The sequence below is a fragment of the Amycolatopsis sp. cmx-11-12 genome (genome assembly GCF_046269425.1).
In the GTDB taxonomy this organism is placed as follows: domain Bacteria; phylum Actinomycetota; class Actinomycetes; order Mycobacteriales; family Pseudonocardiaceae; genus Amycolatopsis.
The window spans coordinates 19,882-44,944 of record NZ_JADNQM010000036.1; the positions used below are offsets into that span (position 1 = coordinate 19,882).

16 protein-coding genes are annotated in these 25,063 nt (G+C 69.5%); 12 read left to right on the top strand and 4 right to left on the bottom strand.

Annotation, left to right across the window (positions count from 1 at the left end):
• The first annotated feature begins 6 nt into the window (after positions 1-6).
• The 5 genes from ACLARN_RS35150 to ACLARN_RS35170 are packed head-to-tail and all read left to right on the top strand — an operon-like array spanning position 7 to position 15,919.
• Positions 7-4,680, top strand: a complete 4,674-nt coding sequence (locus tag ACLARN_RS35150; RefSeq protein WP_409495780.1) for a DUF6603 domain-containing protein — start codon at positions 7-9, stop codon at positions 4,678-4,680.
• Positions 4,681-4,700: 20 nt separating this feature from the next.
• Positions 4,701-5,855 (top strand): Kelch repeat-containing protein, encoded by a 1,155-nt coding sequence (locus ACLARN_RS35155; protein ID WP_409495781.1) that lies wholly within the window; start codon positions 4,701-4,703, stop codon positions 5,853-5,855.
• Complete coding sequence (locus ACLARN_RS35160) at positions 5,852-8,866, top strand: hypothetical protein (protein WP_409495782.1); 3,015 nt, start codon at positions 5,852-5,854, stop codon at positions 8,864-8,866. The genes ACLARN_RS35155 and ACLARN_RS35160 overlap by 4 nt, the downstream gene beginning before the upstream one ends.
• Positions 8,847-14,078: a hypothetical protein gene (locus tag ACLARN_RS35165; RefSeq protein WP_409495783.1), complete on the top strand. Its 5,232-nt coding sequence runs from the start codon at positions 8,847-8,849 to the stop codon at positions 14,076-14,078. Before ACLARN_RS35160 ends, ACLARN_RS35165 begins: the two co-directional genes overlap by 20 nt.
• Positions 14,075-15,919 (top strand): hypothetical protein, encoded by a 1,845-nt coding sequence (locus tag ACLARN_RS35170; RefSeq protein WP_409495784.1) that lies wholly within the window; start codon positions 14,075-14,077, stop codon positions 15,917-15,919. The genes ACLARN_RS35165 and ACLARN_RS35170 overlap by 4 nt, the downstream gene beginning before the upstream one ends.
• 102 nt (positions 15,920-16,021) lie before the next feature.
• Here ACLARN_RS35170 and ACLARN_RS35175 read toward each other — a convergent pair whose 3' ends face one another.
• Positions 16,022-17,524: a leucyl aminopeptidase gene (locus tag ACLARN_RS35175; protein ID WP_409495785.1), complete on the bottom strand. Its 1,503-nt coding sequence runs from the start codon at positions 17,522-17,524 to the stop codon at positions 16,022-16,024.
• A gap of 132 nt (positions 17,525-17,656) precedes the next feature.
• Between ACLARN_RS35175 and ACLARN_RS35180 the strand changes: the two genes are divergently transcribed.
• Entirely contained in the window at positions 17,657-18,511 is an 855-nt protein-coding gene (locus ACLARN_RS35180; RefSeq protein WP_409495786.1) for a hypothetical protein, read from the top strand.
• Positions 18,504-19,130: a DUF402 domain-containing protein gene (locus tag ACLARN_RS35185; RefSeq protein ID WP_409495787.1), complete on the top strand. Its 627-nt coding sequence runs from the start codon at positions 18,504-18,506 to the stop codon at positions 19,128-19,130. Before ACLARN_RS35180 ends, ACLARN_RS35185 begins: the two co-directional genes overlap by 8 nt.
• On the opposite strand, the gene ACLARN_RS35190 is transcribed toward ACLARN_RS35185, so the two are convergent.
• Positions 19,127-19,438: a hypothetical protein gene (locus tag ACLARN_RS35190; RefSeq protein ID WP_409495788.1), complete on the bottom strand. Its 312-nt coding sequence runs from the start codon at positions 19,436-19,438 to the stop codon at positions 19,127-19,129. The two genes, ACLARN_RS35185 and ACLARN_RS35190, sit on opposite strands and share 4 nt — an antisense overlap.
• A 117-nt stretch (positions 19,439-19,555) precedes the next feature.
• Here ACLARN_RS35190 and ACLARN_RS35195 point away from each other — a divergent pair, with 117 nt between their 5' ends.
• On the top strand, positions 19,556-20,659 hold the full coding sequence (locus ACLARN_RS35195; protein ID WP_409495789.1) for a branched-chain amino acid aminotransferase: 1,104 nt from the start codon (positions 19,556-19,558) through the stop codon (positions 20,657-20,659).
• A gap of 141 nt (positions 20,660-20,800) precedes the next feature.
• Here the strand turns inward: ACLARN_RS35195 and cobT are convergent, their stop codons facing one another.
• A complete protein-coding gene (gene cobT / locus ACLARN_RS35200) occupies positions 20,801-21,877 on the bottom strand; it encodes a nicotinate-nucleotide--dimethylbenzimidazole phosphoribosyltransferase (RefSeq protein ID WP_409495790.1) in 1,077 nt (358 codons plus the stop codon).
• A 92-nt stretch (positions 21,878-21,969) separates the two neighbouring features.
• Here cobT and ACLARN_RS35205 point away from each other — a divergent pair, with 92 nt between their 5' ends.
• Complete coding sequence (locus ACLARN_RS35205; protein ID WP_409495840.1) at positions 21,970-22,638, top strand: 2-C-methyl-D-erythritol 4-phosphate cytidylyltransferase; 669 nt, start codon at positions 21,970-21,972, stop codon at positions 22,636-22,638.
• Here ACLARN_RS35205 and ACLARN_RS35210 read toward each other — a convergent pair.
• Positions 22,635-23,039 (bottom strand): hypothetical protein, encoded by a 405-nt coding sequence (locus ACLARN_RS35210; protein ID WP_409495791.1) that lies wholly within the window; start codon positions 23,037-23,039, stop codon positions 22,635-22,637. The genes ACLARN_RS35205 and ACLARN_RS35210 overlap by 4 nt on opposite strands.
• Positions 23,040-23,208: 169 nt before the next feature.
• Between ACLARN_RS35210 and ACLARN_RS35215 the strand changes: the two genes are divergently transcribed.
• Genes ACLARN_RS35215 through ACLARN_RS35225 form a run of 3 tightly spaced genes read left to right on the top strand, consistent with a single transcriptional unit; the run spans position 23,209 to position 25,026 of the window.
• Positions 23,209-23,958, top strand: coding sequence for a GntR family transcriptional regulator (locus tag ACLARN_RS35215; RefSeq protein WP_409495792.1), 750 nt, complete (start codon positions 23,209-23,211; stop codon positions 23,956-23,958).
• Entirely contained in the window at positions 23,955-24,806 is an 852-nt protein-coding gene (locus tag ACLARN_RS35220; protein WP_409495793.1) for a phosphoribosylaminoimidazolesuccinocarboxamide synthase, read from the top strand. The genes ACLARN_RS35215 and ACLARN_RS35220 overlap by 4 nt, the downstream gene beginning before the upstream one ends.
• Complete coding sequence (locus ACLARN_RS35225) at positions 24,799-25,026, top strand: hypothetical protein (RefSeq protein WP_409495794.1); 228 nt, start codon at positions 24,799-24,801, stop codon at positions 25,024-25,026. The genes ACLARN_RS35220 and ACLARN_RS35225 overlap by 8 nt, the downstream gene beginning before the upstream one ends.
• The last annotated feature ends 37 nt before the right edge of the window (positions 25,027-25,063 follow it).

Consider the following 25,063-nt stretch of genomic DNA (forward strand, 5'->3'; position numbering starts at 1 on the left):
GGCACGGTGGAAAAGCTTCTCGCCGAGATCGGGCGGGCACTTCTTCCTTTACGTGACGGGCTTTCGTCCCCGCAGGCGTTCGCGGGACTGCTGCGAACGCTCGGCTGGCGTGCGGAGACCATTCCACAGCCGGTCAAGGCGATCGGTTCCGCGCTGGACACGCTTTCCGACGCGCTCACCCGCGTACAGGGCGATGGATCGATCTCTTCCGGGGACATCGGCCGGGTGATCGGCGCGGTCCAAGGCGTGGTCGAGGGGATCCGTGGCATCGCGAACGCGCCTGATTCCGCGATCCCCGAGTCGCTGCGATCCGACGGGTTCCGCGAGAAGTTCCCAGGCCAGTTGATCGACCACCTGATCGTCACCTACCTCCAGCGGTTCCACGCGCCGATCGCGTTCGTGTTGCGCGCCTTGGGGGTCATCAAGGTCCGCTACGTGCCACCGGCCGGGAAGCGGTCCGCCCACCACGCGCTCGCGCTGGACCTCGCCGACCTCCCGATGGCGGTGTCCGACCCCGCCGCGTTGCTGAACAGGGCATTCCGGTGGGGGCAGGCAGAGTTCGACTACCGGGGGCTGTCGTCACAGATCGACAGGCTCCTCGTGAGTATGGGGATGCCCGTCACCGTCGAGACCGTCGACGAGGAGGTGGCGGAGGCGATCCAAGGCCCCCCGGCCCTGGGAGACGCGCCGGTCAGGGCGTTCCGGGCACTGGCGTTCGAACTGCTACCCGACGACGAAGAGCAAGCGATCCAGGACCAGCCGATCACGCGGGCGGCGGTCTTCGAGCTGCGACTGCTCCCGCTGCCCGGCGTCGGCGCCGCTTTGCCGGGACTGGCTTTGTTGCCTTCGTTCGAGGGTGAACTCGCCGCGACGATCCCACTGGGTGAGGATTTCACGCTCATGATCCGCAGCGATCTCGACCTCGAAGGCGGCGTCGCACTCAGAATCCGGCCCGGTCAGGGGATCGAAACCGTCGTCGGCTTCGAGAAGGAGAATCCGGCTCCCCAACGCGTTGACGGCGTCATCGAGGTGATCGTCGAGCGCACCGGCCCCGACGCCGGGCCGACCTTGCTGCTCGGCTCGAAAGACGGCACCAGGTTGCAGTTCCGCAAGATCGGCGCGACCGGCGGTGTCCGGATCGCCGACGGCGTGGACGTCTTCGCCGAGTTCGAGATCAAGGGACTCGAATTCGTCTTCACACCGGGCGGAGCCGATGGCTTCATCGGAAAGCTGATCCCGGGCGGCGGGTTCACCGTCGGCGGTGACCTCGTCGTCGGGATCTCGCACGCGCACGGCTTCTACTTCCGCGGTTCGGCCAATCTCGAGGCGAACTTCGCGGCGCACCTCAAGCTGGGGCCGCTCGAGATCCAGGGCTTCACGATCTCCGCGTCGCCGTCGGGTGACGGCATCCCGATCGGGCTCGGGACGACGCTCAAGGCGGAACTCGGGCCGATCACGGCGGTGGTGGAGCAGATCGGGCTCACCGCGGACCTCGCCTTCAAACCGGACAACGACGGCAATCTGGGGCCGGTCGACCTCTCGCTCGGGTTCAAACCGCCGAAGGGGGTCGGGCTGTCGGTCGACGCCGGCATCGTCTCCGGCGGCGGCTACCTGTACTTCGACCCGGATCGCGGCGAGTACGCGGGCGCGCTGGAGCTGGAGTTCGCCGGGCTGGTCGAGCTCAAGGCCATCGGGCTGATCACCACACGGATGCCGGACGGTTCCGACGGGTTCTCGCTGCTGATCGTGATCGCCACCGAGTTCGGGGGCGGCGGTATCCAGCTCGGGTTCGGGTTCACGCTGCTGGGGGTCGGCGGTGTCCTCGGCCTCAACCGCCGGATGGACTTCGCCGCGCTGCTCGACGGCGTGGTCAACGGGGGCATCGAATCGGTGATGTTCCCCAAGGACGTCATCGCGAACGCGCCGCGGATCATCAGCGACCTCAGGCGATTCTTCCCGCCGGAGGACGGCCGGTTCCTGATCGGGCCGATGGCGAAGATCGGCTGGGGGACACCGGCGCTGGTCACCGTCTCGCTCGGGGTGATCGTGGAGATCCCGCCCGGCAACGTCGCGATCCTCGGGGTGCTGAAATGCGCGCTGCCCAGTGAGGACGTCGCCCTGCTGAAGCTGCAGGTCAACTTCATCGGCGCGCTCGAAGTCGACAAGTCGAGACTCTGGTTCTACGCGCAGCTCTTCGACTCGCGCATCCTGACGATGACCATCGAGGGCGGGATGGGCCTGCTCGTCGATTGGAGCGACAACCCGGACTTCGTGCTCAGCGTCGGCGGTTTCCACCCGTCCTTCACCCCGCCACCCCTGTCGTTCCCCGTACCGCCGCGGTTGTCCATCGACATCCTGAACGCGCCGGGACGGCTGATCCGCGTGTCCGGCTACTTCGCGGTCACCAGCAACACCGCCCAGTTCGGGGCCAAGGCCGAGGTCCGGCTGGGCTTCGGCGGGTTCGGCATCGAAGGGCATCTCGCCTTCGACGCGCTGTTCCGGTTCTCGCCGTTCTCGTTCGTCATCCAGATCTCCGCCGGTGTCTCGCTGAAGGCGTTCGGGGTCGGTGTGTTCGGCATCGACCTCGACTTCCAGCTGGAGGGGCCGACGCCGTGGCGCGCGCACGGCCGGGGGTCGATCTCCTTGCTGTTCTTCGAGATCTCGGCCGATTTCGACATCACCTGGGGTGAAGAGCGCGACACGGCGCTGCCGCCGGTCGAGGTGCTCAAACTGCTGGAGACCGAGGTCCGCAAGACCGAGGGCTGGCAGACCCGGTTGCCTGCCGGGGGGTTCAACCCGCTGGTCACCTTGCGGCAGCTGCCGGGGACCGACGACCTGGTGCTGCACCCGCTCGGTTCGCTGTTCATCCACCAGCGCGCCATCCCGCTCGACGTCCGGATCGACCGGATCGGCGCGCAGCGGCCCAGTGACGGCAAGCGGTTCGGCGTCGTCCCGCTCCCTGGCGCAGGCATGGAACGGGCGTCGATCACCGGCGAGAAGTTCGCCATGGGCCAGTTCCAGGATTCCGACGACGCGGCGAAACTTTCTCGTGCCGCGTATGAGGATCAGAACGCCGGGCTGGAGCTGGTCGCCGAAAAGGGCGCCATCGTGTCGCCGAGGGCGGTCCGCCGCAGCGCACGCTACGAACTGTACATAGTGGACAATGAGCCGCCGGAAACGGTGCCCGCGCTCGGTATGCGACGTCGCCGGGTCCGGATGGCGGTCAAGGCGCCCGCCGGGCCGAAGCTGTACAGCCCGCCGCCCGCGGTGTTCGGGACACTGCTCAACGGCAGCAGTACCGCGCGTTCACCGTTGTCCCAGCACGAAACCCGGTTGCGCCAGCCGTTCACCCCGGACGGACGGGTGCGCGTCCCCGGTGATCGGTTCGTCGTCGCCTACCGCCGCAACAACCTCCAGGCGTTCCCGCCGTCGAAGACCGGGTCGACGCTGGCGAACTTCCGGAGCGAGGCGAGCGCGGCCGACGCGATGGCGGGCTGGATCGCCGTCGACGCGAGCCTGGCCGGGCAGCTGCATGTCCTGCGCCGCACCGAGGCCGGGGGCGCAGGGGTGGCCGAGCCGGGCACCTGGTCGCCCGCGGGCAAGCCGTCGTCGCCGGTTTCCGGGGCGGACGCGGTCCGCCTCGCCGCGGGCAAGGTGCTCGTCGCCGGCGGGGCTGACGCGTTCGGGAAGCCCGTGACAACCACTGCGTTGTTCGACCCGATCGCGGTGAGCTGGGAGGCAGGCGTCCGGCAGTTGAAGGCCGCCAGGCGGCGGCACGGCACGGCGCGGCTCGGTGACGGCAGGGTCGTGGCGGCGGGCGGACTCGGCGCGGACGGGGTACCGCTGGCCTCGGCCGAGGTGTTCGATCCGGTCGCCAAGACCTGGGCGGACGCGGGGAACCTGGCCACCGCCCGGTCCGGCCATACCGCCACGCCGATCGGCGCACAGGTGCTCGTCGCGGGCGGCGTCTCGGCACGGGGCGCGGCACTGGCCTCGGCCGAGGTACTGGATCCCCGCACGCTCCAGTGGACTCCGGTTCGCCCGATGACCGACGCCCGCGCCGGGCACCAGGCCGTCGTCCTCACCGACGACAAAACCGGGAAGGCCACCGGGGTGCTGGTCGTCGGCGGCGCGGTGCCGACCGGGCAGGGCGAACGGCCGTTGGCCACCTGCGAGATCTACGACCTCGAGAAGGAGGAGTGGCTCTCGACCGCCGCTCTCTCCGTTGCCCGCAAAGGACACCAGGCGACCGTGCTGCCGGACGGCCGGGTGCTCGTCACCGGCGGCGACGCGGCCGGAGGGCTCCCGTACCGGCCGGAAAGCCTTGCCACGGCCGAGATCTACGACCCGGCCAAGCGAACTTGGAAGCGGGTCGACGATCTGCCCGGCGGCGGCCGGAGCGGACACCGCTGCGTCGCCACGCCGCTCGGCGCGGTCGTCGTCGGAGGTGTCGGCCGTCCCGGCGCGACCGTGGGCTACCGCGCCACGCTGACCTTCGACCCCGAATCCGGTGGCTGGACGGCGACCGGCGCCCCCGCCGACGGCCGCTGGGATTTCCCGGCCGTCGACCTCGCCGATGGCCGCGTGTTCGTCGCGGGCGGTCTGGTGCGGGCAGGGGCCTCCGCGCCGGGGCCGGAGCCCGCCGAAGTCTCCGCGACGGCCGAGATCTACCTGCCATGACCAGCGAAGGGACCGTTTCCATGACCAGTCCGACGCTCGCGGCCGAACCGACCGCGCCCGACTACGTGGCGGCCGTGACCTGGGCTGGCCAGCACGACGCCGCCGTCCTGCTCGAAGGCGGCAAGAAAGCGCTCGTCGCCGGAGGCGCGGACGCCTTGTCGGCTAGCGTCATCCAGAGCGCGGTCTTCGACTTCGAGACCGAGAAATGGTCGGATCCCCTTCCCCTTGGCACCGCGCGGCAACTGCACGCGCTGACCCTGTTGCCCGGCGGGAAAGTGCTGATCACCGGCGGGGTCGGCGCCGCGGGCGGGCCCGCGCTCGCCACGGCCGAGCTGTTCGATCCGACCACGAACAAGTGGACCTCGGTCGCGACGCCGATGAAGACAGCCCGCTGGGGACACAGCGCGGTGCTCGTCGGCGGCAAGGTGCTGGTGGCCGGGGGAAGCACGCTCCGGCCGGACGGGAAGGCCGTGGCGCTGCGCTCGGCAGAGCTGTTCGACCCGGCCGGCACCGGGACCTGGGCGACGGCGGGGGAGATGACCGACGCGCGCACCGGGCACGCCGCGGTGGTCCTCGGCAAGAAGGTGCTGATGTGCGGGGGAAGCGTGCCGGTCGGCACGGCCGAAGACCCGGCGCTGGCCTTCTGCGAGCTCTACGACTCCGAAGCCGCTGCGGGAGCTCCGTCATGGACACCCGCGGCGACCATGCGCCATCCCAGGAGCGGTCATACGGCGACGGCGTTGTCCGGCACTTCCGTGCTGGTCACCGGTGGTAAGGCTCCAGGGGTGACCGAAGACGGCGCGTTCGACCCGTTCGCCCGCGGTACCGCCGAAGTCTTCGAGCTGACCGGGCCTGCGGGCACGTGGAAGGATGCCAAACCCCTGCCGGGCGGCCGGGCCTTCCACCGGGCCGTCGCCGTCGGCGCGGGGGCGGTCGTCGTCCTCGGGGGCGCCGACGACCTCGCGAACGAGGCCGGATACCGCAGCGCGCTGCGCTACGAGGCGGGTGAGTGGAAACCGTTGCCAGGGCTGGCCGAAGGGCGGTGGGGCTTCGCGGCCGTGGCCTCCGGGAGCACCGTGCTCGTCGCCGGCGGCATCGCGCGGACCGGGCAGGCGTCGGCGGCGCAGAAGACCGAGCTGACGAAGACCGCCGAGAAGTTCGGGAGTGGTTCGTGAGCGCGAACGCCTACTCCTTCCTGCCGTGGCTGCGCACCGGGCTGACCACCCAGATCAAGGGCGACGTCGCGGGGCCGCGCGCGACCATCGGGGTCGGGCTGAGGCTGACCGGCGACGCGCTCGAGAAGAACAAACCCGCACTGCGCCAGGACTTCACCGAGCCGGTGAAGCTATACGGGCCCGGTGACGTCGTCGGCGTCGACCCGCGCGCCATCTCCCGCACCGAACCGCGGCCGGGCATCACCAACTTCGAGCCGAACTACCTGGCTCACATCGAGTTCTACCAAGAGGAGTTCCCCTGGCGGTACAGCCCGGCGAAACCGGACGACACGACGAAACGGCTGGCACCGTGGCTCGCGTTGATCGTGCTGTCCGAGAACCCGGTGGAATTCGAAGACGGCCTCCTGCCGGACAAGCCGCTGCCGTTCGTCACCGTGAAGAACTCGCAGGCGCTCCAGCCGCCGAAAGAACTCGGCGCGTGGGCGCACGTCCACGTCAACGGAGAGCTCGACGGCAGGATCGCCGTCGACGGCGAGGACATGGCGCGGACGCTGGGAAACCTGGGCCGGGTGCTGCGCGAAGCACCGGACAGCGCGTGCTCGCGGGTGCTCTGCCCGCGGCATTTGAAGCCCAGCACGACCTACCACGCCTTCCTGGTGCCCGCGTTCGAAGCGGGCAGGCTGGCGGGGCTCGGCGAGCCCGTGCCCGAAGACCTCCTCGCGACGAAACCCAGCTGGGGCAACGGAACCGGCGATGTCGTGCTGCCGTACTACCACCGCTGGTTCTTCACCACGAGCGCGGTCGGCGATTTCGAATACCTCGTGCGGCTGCTCAAGCCCTACGAGGCGGGCGACCCGGTCGGCAGGCGTGACCTGGACGCGCACCGCAAGATCTACAACCTGCCCGAGCTCACCACCCCGACCCAACCGTACGGAGTGCTGAAACTCGGCGGGGCGCTCCAGATCCCCGACACCGACGACTGTCCGGACCAGTTCGAGAACTGGGACGGCTACCACACCAAGCCGGTGTCGCCGTATCCGAATCAGTGGCAGCGGGCGATGGCGGGGTTCGTCAACCTGGCGACCGCGTACCAGCAGAAGCCGTCGACGGTCGCGAACGCGGAAGCGGCCATGGCCGGCGAGTCCGATCCGGTGATCACCCCGCCGCTGTACGGCTGCTGGCCGTCGCTGACGCGGACACTGCTGACCGAGGACGGGAAACCGGTACCGCCCGAGCAGCTGCGCAACTGGGTGCACCGGCTCAACCTCGACCCGCGGCACCGCGCCGCCGCCCAGTTCGGCACCAAAGTCGTCCAAGCGCGGCAAGAGGAATTCATGGCGGCCGCGTGGAACCAGCTCGGTGACATCCAGCGGGCGAACGCGCTCATCCGCGCCGCTCTGCTGGGCCGCCAGATCGGGAACGCCTTGCACGGCAAGCATGTCAAGCCGTTCGCTCCCAAGCGGCCGGTCGCGTCGTCCGCCGAAGACCAGTCGGTGCCCGCGAAGGTGCTGGCGCTGACGGCGCCCGCGCACGGACGGGTGGTCGAACGGGCCGCGACCGCGTTCGCGCGAGCCGCCGCCGAGGGTGACAAGCCGGAGCTGTTCGCCGTCGGGTACAAAGTGGACAGAAGCCGGGTCGCCGCCGCACCGATGTCCGCGCCGATGCGCCGGATCACCCGGCCGGGCTCGCGGCTGCGCAAACGGCTGCTGCCGTCGGGAAGTCAGTTCGACCTGCTGGTGGACCGGATCGACCGGGAAGAGGTCTTCGCCGCCCGGCCCAAGGGCGGACCGCCGGTCACCATCGCCTCGCTCGGAGTGCCCCGGCGCGAAGTCGCGGCCGATCCCGTCGACGAACAACTCGGCGTGATCGAGACCATCGACGACATGCTCGACGGCCTGCGCGCGGAGAAGACCGTGCTGGAGAACCTGGCCGCGTCGATGAACCTGCCGGAGCGGCTGCGGATCGCCATGGGCGACTTGGACGATCTGGTCGAAATCCTCGCCTATCCGGTGTTCGACATGCCGATGTACGAAGAGCTGCTGAAGTTCTCGGTCGAGACCTTCGTGCCGAACATCGGGCTCCTGCCGGAGAATTCGATCACCCTGCTGGAGAACAACCGCCAGTTCATCGAGTCCTACCTGATCGGGCTCAACCACGAAATGGCGCGGGAACTGCTCTGGCGCGAGTTCCCGACCGACCAGCGCGGCACGCCGTTCCGCCAGTTCTGGGACCCGCGGCCGGTGGTGCTGGAGCCGGGCGAGTCACGGGAAGCGTGGCGGGAACGGCTTTACGACATCCCGCCGCTGCATCGCTGGACCAAGACCACGAAGCTCGGCGAGAACAACCACCGCCGTCTTCCGCCCGAGCCGGGCGGGAAACAAGGCAAGGACCTGGTCCTGGTGATCCGCGGCGAACTGCTCAAGAAGTATCCGAACGTGTCGATCTACGCGCACAAGGCTGTCTGGCCGCTGAAGGACGACGGCACCGAGGACCGGTCCGGCGAGCGCACCATCGCGCCCATCCCGGCGAATGTCCCGCTGAGCGACAAACTGGTGCGGCTGCCGATCTACGAGGCCAAGGTCTCCCCGGACCTGTACCTGCTCGGGTTCCCGCTGGGCGAGGACGAGGCCCGGAGAGGCGGGCCCGACAAGCTCGGCTGGTTCTTCGTGATCAAGGAGCGGCCCGGCGATCCGCGGTTCGGCTTGGACGATCCGCCACCCGGCGCACTGCCCGAAGTCGAGGTGTGGAACGACGTCACCTGGGGACACCTCGATCCAGGGACCCCCGGCAGCGGGTTCGTCCGGTTCGACGGCGGGGTCGTGGTCCACCTCGACGAACTCCTCGAAACGGAAGACCGGGAGAAGATCCGGCAGCGCGAGGACGACGAGTTCATCACCGAGTGGGCGCCCGGCGTCAGCGCAGCTGACGTCGCCTACATCCTTTTCCAGGCACCGGTTCTGGTGGCCGTGCACGCACAGGAGATGTTGCGGGATGAACGACCTCAACCTTGATTTCCCGGTGCTGCTCGGGCCGGTGCGCGTCGAAACCCGGTACGTCGGCCGGGAACTGCTCATCCGGGTGTTCCCCGACGAGTGGTCGGTGGACAAGTTCGAAGCCAAACCGACCCGGGCCGAACTCGCCGCGCTCGACGCGTACTGGACCAGCATCTGGGCCTCCGGGGGATCCCCGGTCGGCGAACAGGCGGCGTGGCAGCGGCTCGTCGCGCGGGTTCCCTCCGGGCGGGCCGCCTGGCTGTTGGAGAACCACAAGCCCGCCAACCCGGCGGATCAGCCGACCGGGGTCGGCGGCGGTACGGCGATTCTGGTGGTCGTCACGGCCCAGCCCGTCACGGCGCAGGACCGCCCGCCGACGGTGACGTACTGGACGGCCGTCTGGAAGGCGCGCGGTGACCCCGAAAAACTGCGGGACGCCGACATCGCGTTGCTCGCCGCCGTCGGGGCTGGGCGGACGGGTACGATCCGCGCCCGTCGTCCGTCCGGTGTGGACAGTGCGCGCTCGGCTCCTGACGACGTCGTGATCGTGGCGTTCCTTCAGCTCGTGCCGCCGGCTCCGGCGGAGATCGCGGAGGAGTCGTGGACCGTTGCGGCGACCGCGAAACTGCTCCCGGACAAGTTCACCGCGTTCGGCTACGTCGGTGGCACGCGCGTGTTCGCGGTGAGCGGTGAGCCGGTCAAACCCGAACTCGCGGTCAGCCCCGATCCGGGGGCGGACAAGGACGAACAGCTCAAGGTCACCGAGGAGACCGGCGCGCTGCGGATCCCGGAAGCCCTGAAGTGGCTGACCGACTTCACAGCGGCCGAAGAAGTCGGGATGGGCATCCGGATCGGTCTCGAGCCTGCCTTCGAGGAAGGTCTCGACAGGCTCGTCGTGCTCGGTCTCCGGGAACAGGCGACACCGGAGAAGTCGGCGTCCGAGTGGGGCGGGCTGATCGCCGACCAGGTTCGCACCTCCGCCGGATTCGCCTTCCTGCCGCAGGGAACCCCGACAAACAACTCCGAGCAGGCGTCAGCGGGCCAGAGTTCAGGGCCCGCGCTCGCCACCGCGGCCGGATTCGCGGCCGCCGAGGACTGGACCACCAAGACCGACGGTGAGTGGTTCGCCGAACTGCTCGGCCTCGACCCGGCGGTACTGGCCGGAGTGCCGAACGCCGAGGGCCGGGATCGCCGCGACGCCCGCGCGGCGCATACCGCGTTGTGGCCCGCCACCTGGGGCTACTACCTTCCCGCGTTGCTCAACGGAGTGCTGACCGAGGAACAGATCGCGCTGACTCGGCAGTTCTTCCTGTCCCACGTTTCCGGGCGCGGCCCGCTGCCCGTGGTCAAGATCGGCAGGCAGCCATACGGGATCCTGCCGACGACGGTGTTCACCAAACTCGCCTTTCCCGCCACCGCGCCGCACCGGACGGCGTTGAACGAGATCCTCAAGCAGGCGGCCGTGCACTGGCAGGCCGCGCTCGGGCAAGTCCAGTACCTCGATTCGACCGGCGGGGATCCGCACCAGAAACTGCTCGACATCCTCGCACTGCATCCGACGTCGGCCGAGTACCACGGCCGCGAGGCCCTGAGTGTCGAAGACCTGTTCAACGGCGAGAACCGGCGTGGCGCGGGGCGCGAGTTCGCCGAACGGCTCGAAGAGCTGCTCAGCGCGCCGCTGCGGGAGACGCTGGCCCGGTTCGGACACCACACCGGTGATCCCGACCTGCTGCGGCGGGTGTTCGACGAGGCGGTCCAGCCGCTGAAGCTGCCGGTCGTCGACGATCGGCCACTGTCCGAAGTGGACAAGATCCGGAAGTACGCGCCTGAAGGCAACTACTTGGCCTGGCTGGCTCACTACGGGAAGAGCGACCTCGACACGGTGCGTGAGGAGAAGGGTTTCACCGACAACGTCCTGCCGACGGCGTTGCTGTACCTGCTGGCGCGGCACGCCGTGCTGCTCGGCGCCGCCGAGGCCGGGCGACGCCTCGCCCTGACCACACCCGGTGCCGACGTCCCGGACGTCCGCGACGCCCCGTTCATCCACGTCGAGGTCTCCGACGAGCCCAGCGAAAGCCGGTACCGCCAGCTGTATTCGACGGATCCGGCGATCGATCCCGGCAAGCTGGTGCACGAACATCTGCGCACGGTGCTGGACACGAGTCCCACCGCCGCGGATCTGACCGAACAGCTCGCCGCGGTCGGACTGCTCGCGGACCTGCCAACGGCACGGCTGGAGCGGGTGTTCGCCGAGCACCTCGACTGTGCCACCTACCGGCTCGACGCCTGGCGGCTGGGACTGGTCAACGAACGGCTGGCCGAACTGCGCCGCGATCCCGGTGGCGGCGCCCCGAAACGGGGCCTGCACCTGGGCGCGTACGGCTGGCTGGAGAACATCACCCGTGGTCCGGCACCGGCCACTAAGGATCTTCCCGCCGGCTTGCCCCCGATCTTCGGCACCGAGCCGTTGCCGTACGACGAGAACAACGGTGGCTACGTCCACGCGCCGTCGCCGGCCCACGCGCGGACGGCGGCGGTGCTGCGAGCGGGTTTCCTCGCCAACGGCAAGCAACGCGAGGACAGCACGTTCGCGGTGAACCTGAGCGCGAACCGGGTCCGCGTCGCGGTGTCCCTTTTGGACGGGATGCGGCAGGGCCAGTCGCCCGGCGCGCTGCTGGGCTACCGCTTCGAACGCGGGCTGCACGACCGGCGGGTCGGGCTCGACAAGATCATCGCCGGGCTCCGGTTGAAGTTCCCCTTGCGGGCGAACAAGATCACCGACACGGTTCCGACGCCCGAGGGACCGGGCCTGCCGACGAGCATCGAGCAGATCGAGGCACGCAACGTCATCGACGGCCTCGCCCTGATCCGTTACGTGGACACCTTGGAGAAGGACGACCGGGTCTACCCGTACAAGATCGACGGCCTGCCCGGGGTCACCGACCCTGGCGAGCTGGCGGACATCGGCACGGAGGTCGATGCCCTGCGCAACGCCCACGACGCGCTGGCCGACCTCGTCGTCGCGGAGGGCGCGCACCAGGTGCTGCAAGGCAACACCGAACGCGCGTCGGCAACGCTGGACTCCTACGCGAAAGGCGGTGTCCTCCCCGAACCCGCGGTGGTCGAGACCCCGCGCAGCGGGACCACGCTCACCCACCGGCTGGGGCTCCAGTTCACTCCCCGCCTCGGTCCCGACCACGGCGCGCCGCTGCTGGGCCGGAACAACCCGAGGGCCAGGGCCGAACCGGCGGTGAACCAGTGGCTGGCAGACGTGCTGCCGTCGCCGTCCGAGGTGGCCGCGCTGGTCACCTGGAAGGATCCGGCGCGGCCGGAGGAGGTCGAGCCGGACAGCCGTGTGGTGACCCAGGCCGAGCTGGGGTTGCAGCGGATCGACCTGCTGTGGGCGGTGCCTCCGGCGGAGAACGCCGAGGCGACCGATCTCGACGACCGGATCCTCGGCGTGGTCATCGAGAAGGCGCGGCCGCGTCCGGACGCCAAACTCGAAATCCATTACACGCGACGGATCGACCGCAAGGTCAGCTTCTTCGAGCTGTCCCCGCTCATCGGTTCCCTGCGCTCGCTGCTGACGACGGCCCGGCCCCTGCGGCCGACCGACCTGATCCCCGCGGCCGGTACCGCGCGCGTCGACCGCGCGGCCGACGACGCCGTGTCGCTGAGCCGGGAACGGCAGGCCGCGGTGCTGGAATCGCTGACGGATCTCGGCGGTGACGTCACCGAATTCCTGGCCGATCTCGGCGCGCACTACCCGGCGGGCGGCGAACCTGCCCGCGCCGAAATCCTCGAGGAGATCGACGACTTCCTCGCCCGGTACGCGAAACTGGCCAAGGCCGGGGGTGACTTCGGTGTCGTGGTCAGCGGCTGGGGTGAGCTTTCGCTGTGGCGGGGCGGTGTTTTCGCCGCGGTCCTCGCCGCCGTCGCCGAGGTGGCGGGCCGGATGGACCGAGCGCTCACGGCCGCGAACGCGCTGCTGGTCCAGTACGAGGACCTGCCACCGTCCACATCGGACGCCGAACGGTTCAGGATTCTGGAGCAGGCGGAGCGGTTGCTCGTCACCAAACCCGCGCCGCGGGAAACGACTCCGTTCCGGATGCGGGTTCGGGTCCGTTCGGCGCGCACCGCGTTCGCGAACCGGCTCGACCGTTTGGCCGACTTCAAGGAGACGTCGGAACCGACGCTGAGCGGATTGCTCGCCGACGTGACGCGCCGGCTGCCACTGGACGACATCGACCCGGCGGGTCTCTCGCTGAAGCCGTTCGAGGACCAGGTCGTCGGCTACGGCAGGGAACTGCTGGCACGAGCGGGGAAGCTGGAGGCCGAACTGCTCGGCGAGGGTGGCCGGAAACAGACCGCCGAGAAACTGTTGGCGATCCGCGACAAGGCCGTCACCGGCCCGGATCGGGTGCGGGCCGGGATCGACGTCCTCAAGGCACTGCTCGGCGAGGACGTCCTCGTGGTCCCCGAATTCACCCCGTCCGAGGACGTCCTCGACCGCTGGCGGGACGCGCGCGCCGACAGCGGGCGCCTCGTCGCCCACCTGAAGCCCAAGAACATCGATGACCCGAAGGGCCGCGACCTCCCGGTGGACGACTGGCTGCACGGGATGGCGCGGGTGCGCGAAAAGCCTCGCCTGTGGGAGAAAACGGTGCAATTGGCCGGCGCGCTGCTCGCGCCTGGCGGACTGCTCGGCACCGAGATCCTGGGCTGGGAGGAACCGGGACTGACCCCGGTCCAGCTGCCCTACGCCGAGGACGACCACTGGCTGGCCATGGAGTTCTTCGATCCGTCCAAAGTGGATGAACAACTCGACCAGGACAGGCTGCTGTACACCGCGCACTACAAGACCTCGCTCGGCGACGAAAACCAATGCGGGCTCCTGCTCGACGAATGGACCGAGGTGATCCCCGCCGTCCGCGAGACCACCGGGATCGCGCTGCACTACGACGGACCGGATTCCGAACCGCCGCAGACCATGTTGCTCGTCGTCCCGCCGGTGCTGGACCCCGGTGGGAACTGGACCCCGGAGCTGCTGGTCGAGGCGATCACGGAAACGTTCGGCCTGGCGAAGACCCGTGCTGTCGAACCGGATCACCTGGAGGGCACCGAACTGGGACACCTGCTCCCGGCGACGGTGATGTCCTCGGCCCGCGATCAGGTCACCGTCAGCACCGATCTCGCCGCCGCCGTCCTGCGCTGGAAGGCCACGTCATGACCGAAACACGTTCGTTCGCCGAAGAACTCGCCACCCGCGCCATCCCGGCCGTCGGGGTGTGGAACCGGTTGGAGGGCAGGCCACGCACCGTCGGCTTCGACCGGGCGCTGCGGGCGGAAGTCCGGGATCCGTTGTGGATGCTCACGCGGCAGTGGCAGCTGGGCGAGTTCCGCGGCGCGAACGCGGGGAGCCCGGTCACCGTCACCTACGCCGTCTCGCCGTCGCGCCCCACCCGGTTCAAGGCACCGCAAGGGCAACCCCAGGACCTGCTGCCCGACCGTCCACTCGAGACGGTCGCGGAGCGGCGGCGGCCGCCGCTGGCGTACGGCACCCCGGGAAGCGAGAAAGTCGCCTTCGACCTGAGGCTGGCGATCGGCCGCCAGTGGCTGAAACTGCTGGACGGCTACCTTCCGCTCGGCCAGGTGCTGGGGTTCAAGAAGTTCTATATCGAGCGATATCCCATCGCGCTGCCCGATCCCGCGCGGGCCGACGACGTCGCGAAGCTGGCGCATCCCGAGGTCTGGGCCACGATGCAGGCGATCTCCGGGCGCCGGATGGACGGCTACCTGTTCTACCAGTACCTCAAGGCCGGAGGTGACGCCGCCGAAGGGCTCCTCCTGTTCCGCGAAACGGTGCGGAAACTGGGGAAGCGGCTGGTCACCTGGTACGAGAAGCTCATCGACCAGCCGTCGCCGTCCGACGCGACCTGGGATCCGGGCAGGCTCGAGCACCGGTTCTCGGCGGCCGCGTCGGTGCCGGGCGGGGAGAAGAAACTCACCGCCCCCGAGTACCCCGGCGGCACCCTGGAGTGGCACGCCTTTTCGGTCGATCCCCTCAACCCGCTCGGCGGGACCAAACCGCCGGAACCGACGCTCACCCGGACGGTCTTCCCCGCCCCGGTCCGCTATTCCGGGATGCCGTTGCCGCGTTGGTGGGCGCAGGAGGACGGGAAGACCAACTTCGCCGCGGTCCGCCCGGACAGCACCGATCTCGCCCGGCTGATCTTCCTCGAATTCGCGCTGGTCTTCTCCAACGACTGGTACCAAGTGCCGTGCGACCTGCCCGTCGGCACGCTGTCCAGGATCCAGGGACTGGTCGTCACCGATGTCTTCGGGGAGAAGCAGTGGATCACCCCGGCGGGCGACGGGCGCGACGAGGACTGGAAGCGGTGGTCGATGTTCACCCTGGACACCATCGGCGTCGAAGACATCCGGGCGGACACGGACCTGCTGCTCCCGCCGAGCGTGCCGAAGGTGGCCGAGGGATCCGCGCTGGAGGAGGTCCTGCTGATCCGGGACGAGAACGCGAACCTCGTCTGGGGGATCGAGCAGACCGTCACCACGCCCATCGGCGAACCACGCCGAGGGAGCGAGGCGGCCGCGGAAGTCACGACGTTCCGGCAGCGGCTGCACGACGCGAACCCCGCGACGGCTGCCGAAGACCCGCCGCGCGCGCCGATCTCTTACTTCGCGATGAACTCCGTGCCAGGACACTGGATCCCGTTCATCCCGGTGCACGAACCGGGGGACAACCGCGAGATCCGGTTGCAGCGGGCGGCGATGCCGAGCGTGGTCGACGCGACCCCCGTGAAGCCGCGCACGAGCCTGCTCCGGGTAGGCCTCGACGAACGAGCGGCCACCGAGAAGCCGCAGTACTTCGTCCACGAAGAGGAAGTGACGAGGGCGGGCACGCGGGTCACCCTCGCCTACAACCGGACGCGGTGGCACGACGGCCGCGCCGTCGTCTGGCTCAGCGCGCGGCGCGGTGTCGGCCGGGGAGAGGGCTCGAGTGGGCTGGCGTTCGACCTGGTGGTGGACACTCCGCTCCCACCTGCGCCGTGATGCGGTCCGGAGCGCCGCCGGTTGTCACAAGTACATGAAGGCCCCCTTACTTGCGCTAGGCGCAAGTAAGGGGGCCTTCATGTACTTGGCCTGGCGAACCGATCAGCCGTTGGCGGCGATGTCCGCCAGCACCGCGGCGATGGTGCGCACCGGGACACCGGTGCCGCCCTTGCCGGTGTAACCCCACACCCCGGCGGTGTTGAACGACGGGCCCGCGATGTCGATGTGCGCCCAGGGCAGGCCGTCGGCGACGAACTCGCGCAGGAAGACGCCCGCGGCGAGCATGCCGCCCCAGCGGTGCCCGGTGACGTTGGCCAGGTCGGCAAGGCGCGAGTCGAGGTCGGCGCGCAGTTCCTCCGGCAGCGGCATGGCCCAGCCGCCCTCACCGGTCGCCTGCGCGATCGAAGCGACGCGGTCGCGGAACTCGTCCGAGCCCATGACACCCGCGGTGCGGTTGCCCAGTGCGACGACCTGAGCGCCGGTCAGCGTCGAGGTCTCGATCAGGTAGTCGGGGTTCTCCTCGCCCGCGCGCACGATCGCGTCGGCCAGCACGAGGCGGCCTTCGGCGTCGGTGTTGAGCACCTCGACGGTCTTGCCGCCGTACATGCTGAGCACGTCGCCCGGCCGGTACGAGGTGGCCGAGGGCAGGTTCTCCGCCAGCGGGATGTGCGCGACGACCTCGAGCGGGTACTTCAGCTTCGCGGCCAGCACCACGGAGGCGAGCACGGCGGCCGCGCCCGACATGTCCGAGGTCATGTGGTCCATGTTCGCGGCGGGCTTGATCGAGATGCCGCCCGAGTCGAAGGTGATGCCCTTGCCGACCAGCGCGACCTTCTTCGACGCCTTCGCCGGCTTGTAGGCGAGACGCAGCAGCCGCGGCTGGCGCGAGGAACCGCCGCCGACGCCGAGGATGCCGCCGAAGCCCTTGCGCTTGAGCGCCTTCTCGTCGAGGACCTCGAACTCGAGGTTGTTCGCCTCGGCCAGTGTCTTCGCGCGGTCGGCGAAGGAGGCCGGGAACAGGTCGTTCGGCGGGGTGTTGATCAGGTCGCGGGCGATGATCACCGACTCCGCGATCAGGGTGGCGGCCTTCAGCGTCGCCTTGTGGTCCTTGGCGGTGCCCTCTTCGGGGCTCACGAAGTCGACCTTCGCGACCGGACCATCGCCCTTGTCGGAGCGGTACTCGGTGAAGGTGTACGCGCCGAGCGCGGTGCCCTCGACGGCGGCTTGCAGGTCGATCGCCGACAGCGTGACGAACGCGCGCTCGGTTCCGCTCAGCGCCCGCGCGGCGGCACCGGCACCCCGGCGGACCTGCTCGGCGGTGACGCCGTCCGCGCCCGCCTTGCCGAGGCCGACGGCCAGTACGACACCGGCGGACAGTTTGCCCAGCGTCGGGACCTTGACGATCTCGTCGGCCTTGCCGGACGCGCCGAGGGTGCCGAGGACGTCGGCGAGTTTGCCGTCGAAGGCGGAGTCGGCAACGGAGGAGCCGGCGGCGAGCGCCAGGCCGTCCTCACCCTGCAGGGTTCCGATGACGACGACGTCGGCGCGCGTCTTGGCAAGCGCCGCTTCGGCGTTCTCGGTCAGGGCAAGCTTCGGCACGGTCACTTCTGGCTCCTCGCGCGTTCGCGGTGGTACCGGGCGGCCGCCCGGTTGGATCGTGAGCCATGCTAATGACAGTGGGACCTGGGGTAACAGTGGGGCCGACGGGGTCACTCGGTGTACAGGAAGGGAGACGGCGTGCGGCTGGCTGGCGGTCTGCTCATCGCACTCGCGGTGGGTGCCTCCGGAGCGGACTATTGGGTACTTCTCGCCGCCGTGGTCGCGGCCGTGCTCGCCGTCGCGGCGGAGGCATTGCTGCCGCCGGTGGGGGACACCCGGCTTGAGCGGATCGCGGGCTCCGTTTCGAGGTTGGGCCTGGTCCTGGTCTTCGCGACGACGTTCGGGCAGTACCTCTTCCCGTCCGCGCCGGGCATCGCCGCCGCGGTGTTCGCCGTCGTGGCGGCTGTCGCCGACCTGGCCGGAGTCCGCCTCGGTGACTACGCGGCCCGCTGGGTCACCGGCCTGCTGCTGGCCGCGGCCGCGTCCCTGATCGCGATCTGCGTTGGCATCCCGCCGTTGGCGCAGTTCATCGCGCCGGACCCGCCGTCCGTGCCAGGTCTCGGCCTCGCCGTGCTGGTGCTGCTGCCGTTCCTGCTGCCGCGCCGTCCCGGAGCGGGCCGCGCGGCCGCTGTGGGCGCCGTGGCCGTGGCGATCATCGCCGTCGCCCTCTACCAGCTGGGACCGGTCCGGCTGGGGCTTTCGGCGACGTCGTTCCGCGAACTCCTCGCCGCGGCGGACGCGGTCTCGCTGGTGCCGGTGCTGACCGTGGTGGTCGCCGTGGCCACCGTGCCGGTCGCGGTGGACGCCTTCACCGACGGCCGGGAGCGGCTTTCCCCGGAACGTCCGAAGGCGACACTCGCTTGTGGACTGATCGTGGCCGTCGCCGCGGCTTTCGCTGGGCCGGTCGTGGCCCTCGGCCTCGCGGGAGTGGGAACGCTCGCCGAACTGGTTCTGCGGGTCCGCGCCCGTGGGTACCGTGCAAGGCGTGCGTGATCCCTTCTGGACCCCGGGTGACACGGTCGTCGAACGGTTCCTGCGACCGGACGGCTCGATCGGCCAGCATCACCCGCTGCGCGTCATCACCGACGACGGCACCGTGCTGGTCGGCTGGCTTCCCGCGGACACCCCGATCGTCGGCAGCAGGCTCGCTGACGGGCGGCTCTTCCGTGAGGCACCGCTGGAGGAGCGGTTCCGGGTGCCGCGGGTACGCGTGCCCGACTTCTGGCGCGACACCTCGACGCTGCGCCGGATCGCCGACGACGAATGGTCGTCGGTCTGGTGGTTCTTCGACGCCGACGGCCACTTCCTGAACTGGTACGTCAACCTCGAGGTGCCGCTGGGGCGCACGGCGTCCGGGCCGGACCGGATCGACGGCATCCTCGACGTCGCCGTCGAGCCCGGCGGACGCTGGCAGTGGAAGGACGAGGACGAGGCCGAGGAGGCCGTCGTCGCCGGCCGCATCACGGCAGGGCAGCTGAGGCGGCTGCGTGCCGAGGGCGAACGGATCGGCGCACTCGCGGACGCCGGGCGGTTTCCCTTCGACGGGACGTGGACCGACTTCCGGCCGGATCCGGACTGGCCTGCCCCGGGGTTGCCGGAGGGGCTGCTCTAGCCGACGAGGATCAGCAGCAACAACGCCAGCGCGACGTTGATCACCGCGAGGATGACCACCGATTTGGTGGACAGCTCGCGCGGGAACACCTTGCCCTGGATGCTCCGCCACCAGTAGATGCCGAAACCGCCGGCGACCAGGCCGAGGAACGCGCCGAAGCCGCTGTCCAGCAGGGCCCAGCCGTCCATCATCAGTACGCCGGTGCCGAAGGTCAGCAGCAGCGCCGTCGCGAACGTCTTGATGTCGGCCCCCTTGCCGGGGGCGGCCGACTTGGCCGGGTGGGCGGGCTGCATCGGATTTAACGTCACGCCGCCCATCCTAGGGGCGAGCGGCCCCGCGTGTTCGTCCTGACGGACAGATCGCGAGAGGTAAAGATATGCGGACGTCCGACTAACGTGGGTCCGACCAAGCGTTATCGTCTAAGCATGACGACCTCGACGCAGTTCACCCACCTCCCGCACCCGAGCCCCGCGAGCCCGGAACGCGTCGCGGACGTATTGGCCGCACCCGGATTCGGGCTGCACTTCACCGATCACATGGTGACCGTGAAATGGAGCGCCGAGCAGGGCTGGCACGACGCGACCGTCGGGCCGTACGCGCCCTTGACGCTCGACCCGGCGACCTCCGTGCTGCACTACGGTCAGGCGATCTTCGAAGGCCTCAAAGCGTACCGCCAGCCGGACGGGACCTTCGCCGCGTTCCGGCCCGACGCGAACGCCATCCGCTTCCGGAACTCGGCCGAGCGGCTGGCCATGCCGCAGCTGCCGGTGGAGACCTTCCTCGACTCGATCCGCGAGCTCATCGCGGTCGACTCCCGCTGGATCCCGACGAAGCCGGGCGAGTCGCTGTACCTGCGGCCCTTCATGATCTCCACCGAAGCCGGGCTCGGCGTCAACCGGCCCGCGAACGAGTACCTCTACGCGCTGATCGGCTCGCCCGCCGGCTCGTACTTCTCCGGCGGCGTCAAGCCGGTGAGCGTGTGGCTCTCGACCGAGTACGTGCGCGCGGTCCCCGGCGGCACCGGCGAGGCGAAGTGCGCCGGCAACTACGCGGCGTCGTTCGTGGCGCAGGCGCAGGCCGTGGAGAAGGGCTGCGACCAGGTCGTGTGGCTCGACGCGGTCGAGCGGCGCTGGGTCGAGGAGATGGGCGGGATGAACCTGTTCTTCGTCTTCGGCTCCGGTGACGAGGCCCGCGTCGTGACCCCGGAACTGACCGGCTCGCTGCTGCCGGGCGTGACCCGCAAGTCGCTGCTGGAGCTGGCGAAGTCGTTCGGGCACCAGGTCGAGGAGCGGCGCGTCTCCACCGACGAGTGGGAGAAGGCGGCGGCTTCGGGTGAGCTGACCGAGGTGTTCGCCTGCGGGACCGCGGCGGTCATCACGCCGGTCGGGCACGTGAAGCACGCGGGCGGCGAGTTCTCCGTGGCGGGCGGGCAGCCCGGTGAGCTGACGATGAAGCTGCGCGGCGCGCTGACCGGGATCCAGGAAGGCACCCGGCCAGCTCCGGAAGGCTGGATGTACCCGCTGGGCTGATCTTGTTGGTCTCGGAGCGTGAGATGAAGGACGCTTTCATAGCAAATTTTGCTATGAAAGCGTCCTTCATCTCATCCGCGGGCCGGCTCGCTCCCATGCGGAGGCGGTGACCCGACCGCAACTAGAGGACTACTTGCGGCGTCAGGAAGCGGGCGCCTCGATCAGCGGCCCGCTCACCCCGGCCTGCTCGTGCGTCGCCATCTCGGCGAGCACGCGCGTCGCCATGAACACCAGCGGCAGCGCCGCCACCGCGCCCGTTCCCTCGCCGAGGCGCACGTCCAGATCCAGGATCGGGTCCAGGTCGAGGTGCTCCAGCGCCAGCGCGTGCGCGGGTTCGCCGCCGCGCTGGCCCGCGGTCCACCACTGCCGCGCGCCCGGGACGAGTTCCTCGGCGACGAGAGCGGCCGCACTGGCGACCAGGCCGTCCAGGATCACCGGAGTCTTCCGGAGCGAGGCCTGCGCGAGGAAGCCCGCCATCGCGGCGATGTCGGCGCCGGCGGCGGTGCGCAGCAGCGCGACCGGGTCGGCCAGCACGGTCCGCGCCCGCCGCAGCGCGTCACGGACCACGGTGGCCTTGCGCATCCAGGCGCTGTCGTCGATCCCCGAACCGCGGCCGACGACGGCCACCGGTTCGCTGCCGGTCAGCGCCGCGACCAGTACCGAGGCGGGGGTGCTGTTCCCGATCCCGAGGTCGCCCGCGATGAGCAGATCCGCCCCGCCGTCGACCTCGGCGTCGGCGATCGCGCGGCCCGCGCGGACGGCGGCACGCGCTTCCTCGTCGGTCAGCGCGTCCTCGACGTCGATCGAGCCGGACCCGCGCCGCACCTTGAACTCGCCGATCGACCGCGTCGCCGGGGCGTCGCTGTCGACGGCCATGTCGACGACGCGCACGCTCGCGCCCGCCGAGGCCGCCAGCACGTTGATGGCGGCGCCGCCGGTCAGCATGCTGCCGACGAGTTGCGCGGTCACCTCGCCCGGGTACGCCGAGACGCCCTTCGCGGCGACGCCGTGGTCTCCGGCGAACACCACGACACGCGGCCGCGTGAACGGGCGCGGCGGGGACTGGCCCTGGCAGGCCGCGACCCACACGCCCAGTTCTTCGAGCCTGCCCAGCGACCCCGCGGGTTTGATCAGTTTCGAGTGCAGGGCGATCGCCGCCGAGCGCGCGTGTTCATCAGGCTGCTCTGCTTCGGCGAACTCGAGGATTTCGTCGTCCAACGCCTTGCCCTTCGGATCGCTTTGGTGGCCGCGCCCAACCTACCGACCCGCCTGTGCCAGAGTTGCCTGTGGCTCAGACGAAGGCCGCCGGGGTGGTACTCGCGAGCGGAGCGGGTACCCGGGTCGGCGCCAAGCTCAACAAGGTCTACCTGCCGGTCGCGGGCAGGCGTGTCGTCGCGTGGTCGCTCGACGCCTTCGCACGCGTGCCCGGTATCGACGTGCTCGTACTGGTCATCCGGCCACAGGACACCGAACTCGCGCAAGAGGTGCTCGCCTCGCATCCGGGTGATGTCGAACTCGTGCACGGCGGCGCGACGCGTCAGGGTTCGGAGCTGAACGCCTTGCGCCACTTGACTTCCCGCATCGAGAGCGGCGAGATCGACGCGGTGCTGTTGCACGACGCGGCCCGTCCGCTCGTCACCCCGGAACTGATCGCGGACGTCCTCGCCGACACCCGGCGGTACGGGGGAGCCGTGCCGGGGGTCGCGGCCGACGACATCGTGCGCGTGGACGGTGACAGTGTTTCCGGCGCGCTGCCCGGCGCCATCCGGGTTCAGACGCCGCAAGGTTTCCGCGCCGCTCCGTTGCTGGAGGCGTACGAAACGGCCGAACGCGAGGGTTTCGTCGGCACGGACACGTCTTCGTGCATGGAAAGGTTCTCCGCGCTGCCGGTGCGGTGGGTTCCAGGCAGCGCGGAGAACCTCAAGATCACCTACCCGCACGACCTCGTTGTCGCCGAGCAGGTGATCGGCCGAGGTTAGGGATCTCCCTGGTCGGCCTTGGTTCCGTTGGCGGGCAGGACGGTGACCGGTTTGCGCGACTCCATCGGGATCACGCAGTCCGGATGTGGTTGCAGCAACTGGATCGGGGCGGCGGCGTCGCCGGGCGGCGGGATGGTGAGCACCGCGCGCAGCGTCCAATCGGCCGTCGAGTGGTATTGCCAGGAGACGAGCGCCGGATGGAAGACGTCCGTGTCGGGGAGGGTCGTGACCCGGAAGGCGGTCGCCCGTTCCTCACCGCGGAGGATGAGGACGTCGGCACAGGTGTCCCACTGGAACACCGCGGCACAGACCTCCGGTTCCTCCCGGGGGCCGAAGATGTAGACAACCCACCGGCGTCTTCGAAGCTCCTCGAGCAGTTCGTCGATGCTCAGATGGTTCATCGAGCCCCCCAACGGGTTTGGGAACTCTGCGGAGAGTAACAGGTGTACTAGAGCACCGTCCAGAATGTGTACTAGTACGTAATAATGGGGTGTGAGCAGGATCCTTGGTGCTCGCCCATTGGTGTGCTAGAACGCTTGTGCGCACCGCGCGACCTTGTGAGGAGTCACCTTGCCCGCCGTCGATCGACCTGAACCGCCGTATCTCCAGATCGCGGGAAACATTCGCGACGACATCGTTTCGGGCAGGCTCAAGGAAGGTGACGCGGTCCCGTCCGCGCGGGAGATCGCCAGAAACTGGAACGTCGCGATGGCGACAGCGATGAAGGTGCTCTCGACGCTTCGGGCCGAAGGTCTGGTCCGCGCGGTTCGCGGCATCGGGACAGTGGTGCAGACCAGATCGCTGCACCGCTCCGCGCACGATCGGACGATCTCGATCGCGCGAACCGGCAAGGTCTATCCACCGGGCCACTACGCGAAAATCCGTGAGGCCGGGCTCGTCCCGGCACCGGAGCGGGTGGCGGACGCGCTCGGAATCGATGAAGGCGCTCCCGCGATCCGGCGGCGGCGGACCACGTACGCGGGTGAAGGGCGTCCGGTGTCGACGTCCGTCTCGTGGTTCGACGGCGCGATCGCGGCGAAGGCGCCGTTGTTGTTCGAACCGGTGCGGATAGTCGAAGGAACCGTCAAATATGTGGCGGACCGGACAGGCCGGGTTCTGACGTCGACTCATTCTCAGCACGCCGCGGGGCTGGCGGGTGCCGAGGACGCGGCAGCACTCGGCGTGGCCGAGGGTTCGGCGATCTTGTTGAGCCGCAACAGGTTCTTGTCCGCGGAGGGCGACGTACTCGAGTACGGCGAATCCGCGGCGTTGCCGAACCAGTGGATTTTCTACGAATACAACATCGAGGACGGGGCATGAAGCACATTCACGCGGGTAAGGTACGGGACCTTTACGAGGTCGATGGCGACATTCTGCTCGTCGCGTCGGATCGTGTTTCGGTCTACGACGTCTCGCTGCCGACCTCGATCCCGGACAAGGGCGCGCTGCTGAACCAGCTTTCCGCCTGGTGGTTCGAAAAGATGGCCGACGTGGTGCCGAACCACGTCCTCTCCACGACCGACGTGCCCGCCGAATTCGCCGGCCGCGCCATGCGCTGCAAGCCGTTGAAGATGATCCAGGTCGAATGCATCGCGCGCGGTTATCTCACCGGGCTCGGAATGCGCGAGTACCAGCGCGACGGCAAGGTTTCGGGCGTCGAACTTCCCGCCGGTCTCATCGAAGCGGACAAGCTGCCCGAGCCGATCTTCACGCCGACCACGAAGATCTCCGACACCGGCCACGACGAGTTCATGACCTTCGCCGACGTCGTGAACGACATCGGCAAGGAGACCGCGGACCGCATCCGCGATCTGACGCTCGAGGTCTACACCAAGGGCGCGGAGCACGCGGCGAAGAACGGCATCATCATCGCCGACACCAAGATCGAATTCGGGTTCGACGCCGACGGTGTGCTGACTCTCGGCGACGAGGTCCTCACGTCGGACTCGTCGCGTTTCTGGCCTGCTGACGACTGGCAGCCCGGCCGCACGCAGCACGCGTTCGACAAGCAGTTCGTCCGTGACTGGTCCGCGAGCACCGGCTGGGACAAGACGCCGCCCGGCCCCGCCATCCCGGACGAGATCGTCGAAGCGACCCGCAGGCGCTACACCGAGGTCTACGAGAGGATCACCGGGAACACCTGGGTTCCCGGCGGTGGCCATGCCTGAACAGCAGGTCTACGACCCGTACCGGTTGATCGACGACGTCGAGGGCCTGCTGATCCAGCGGGGTCACCGGCCGGAGCGGCTCGACGGCCAGACGGGTGACCGGGTCGCCGGTGCGAGCAGATTGTTGCGGGGCCTGGGAATCGACCCGTTTCGCGCGCCGGGGGACGCCCTCGACCTCGACGGTCAGATCGCGTACCAGTCCCGCGTGCACGGAGATTAGACGTAAGGCAACCTCTCGCAAGTAGTCGACTAAATGC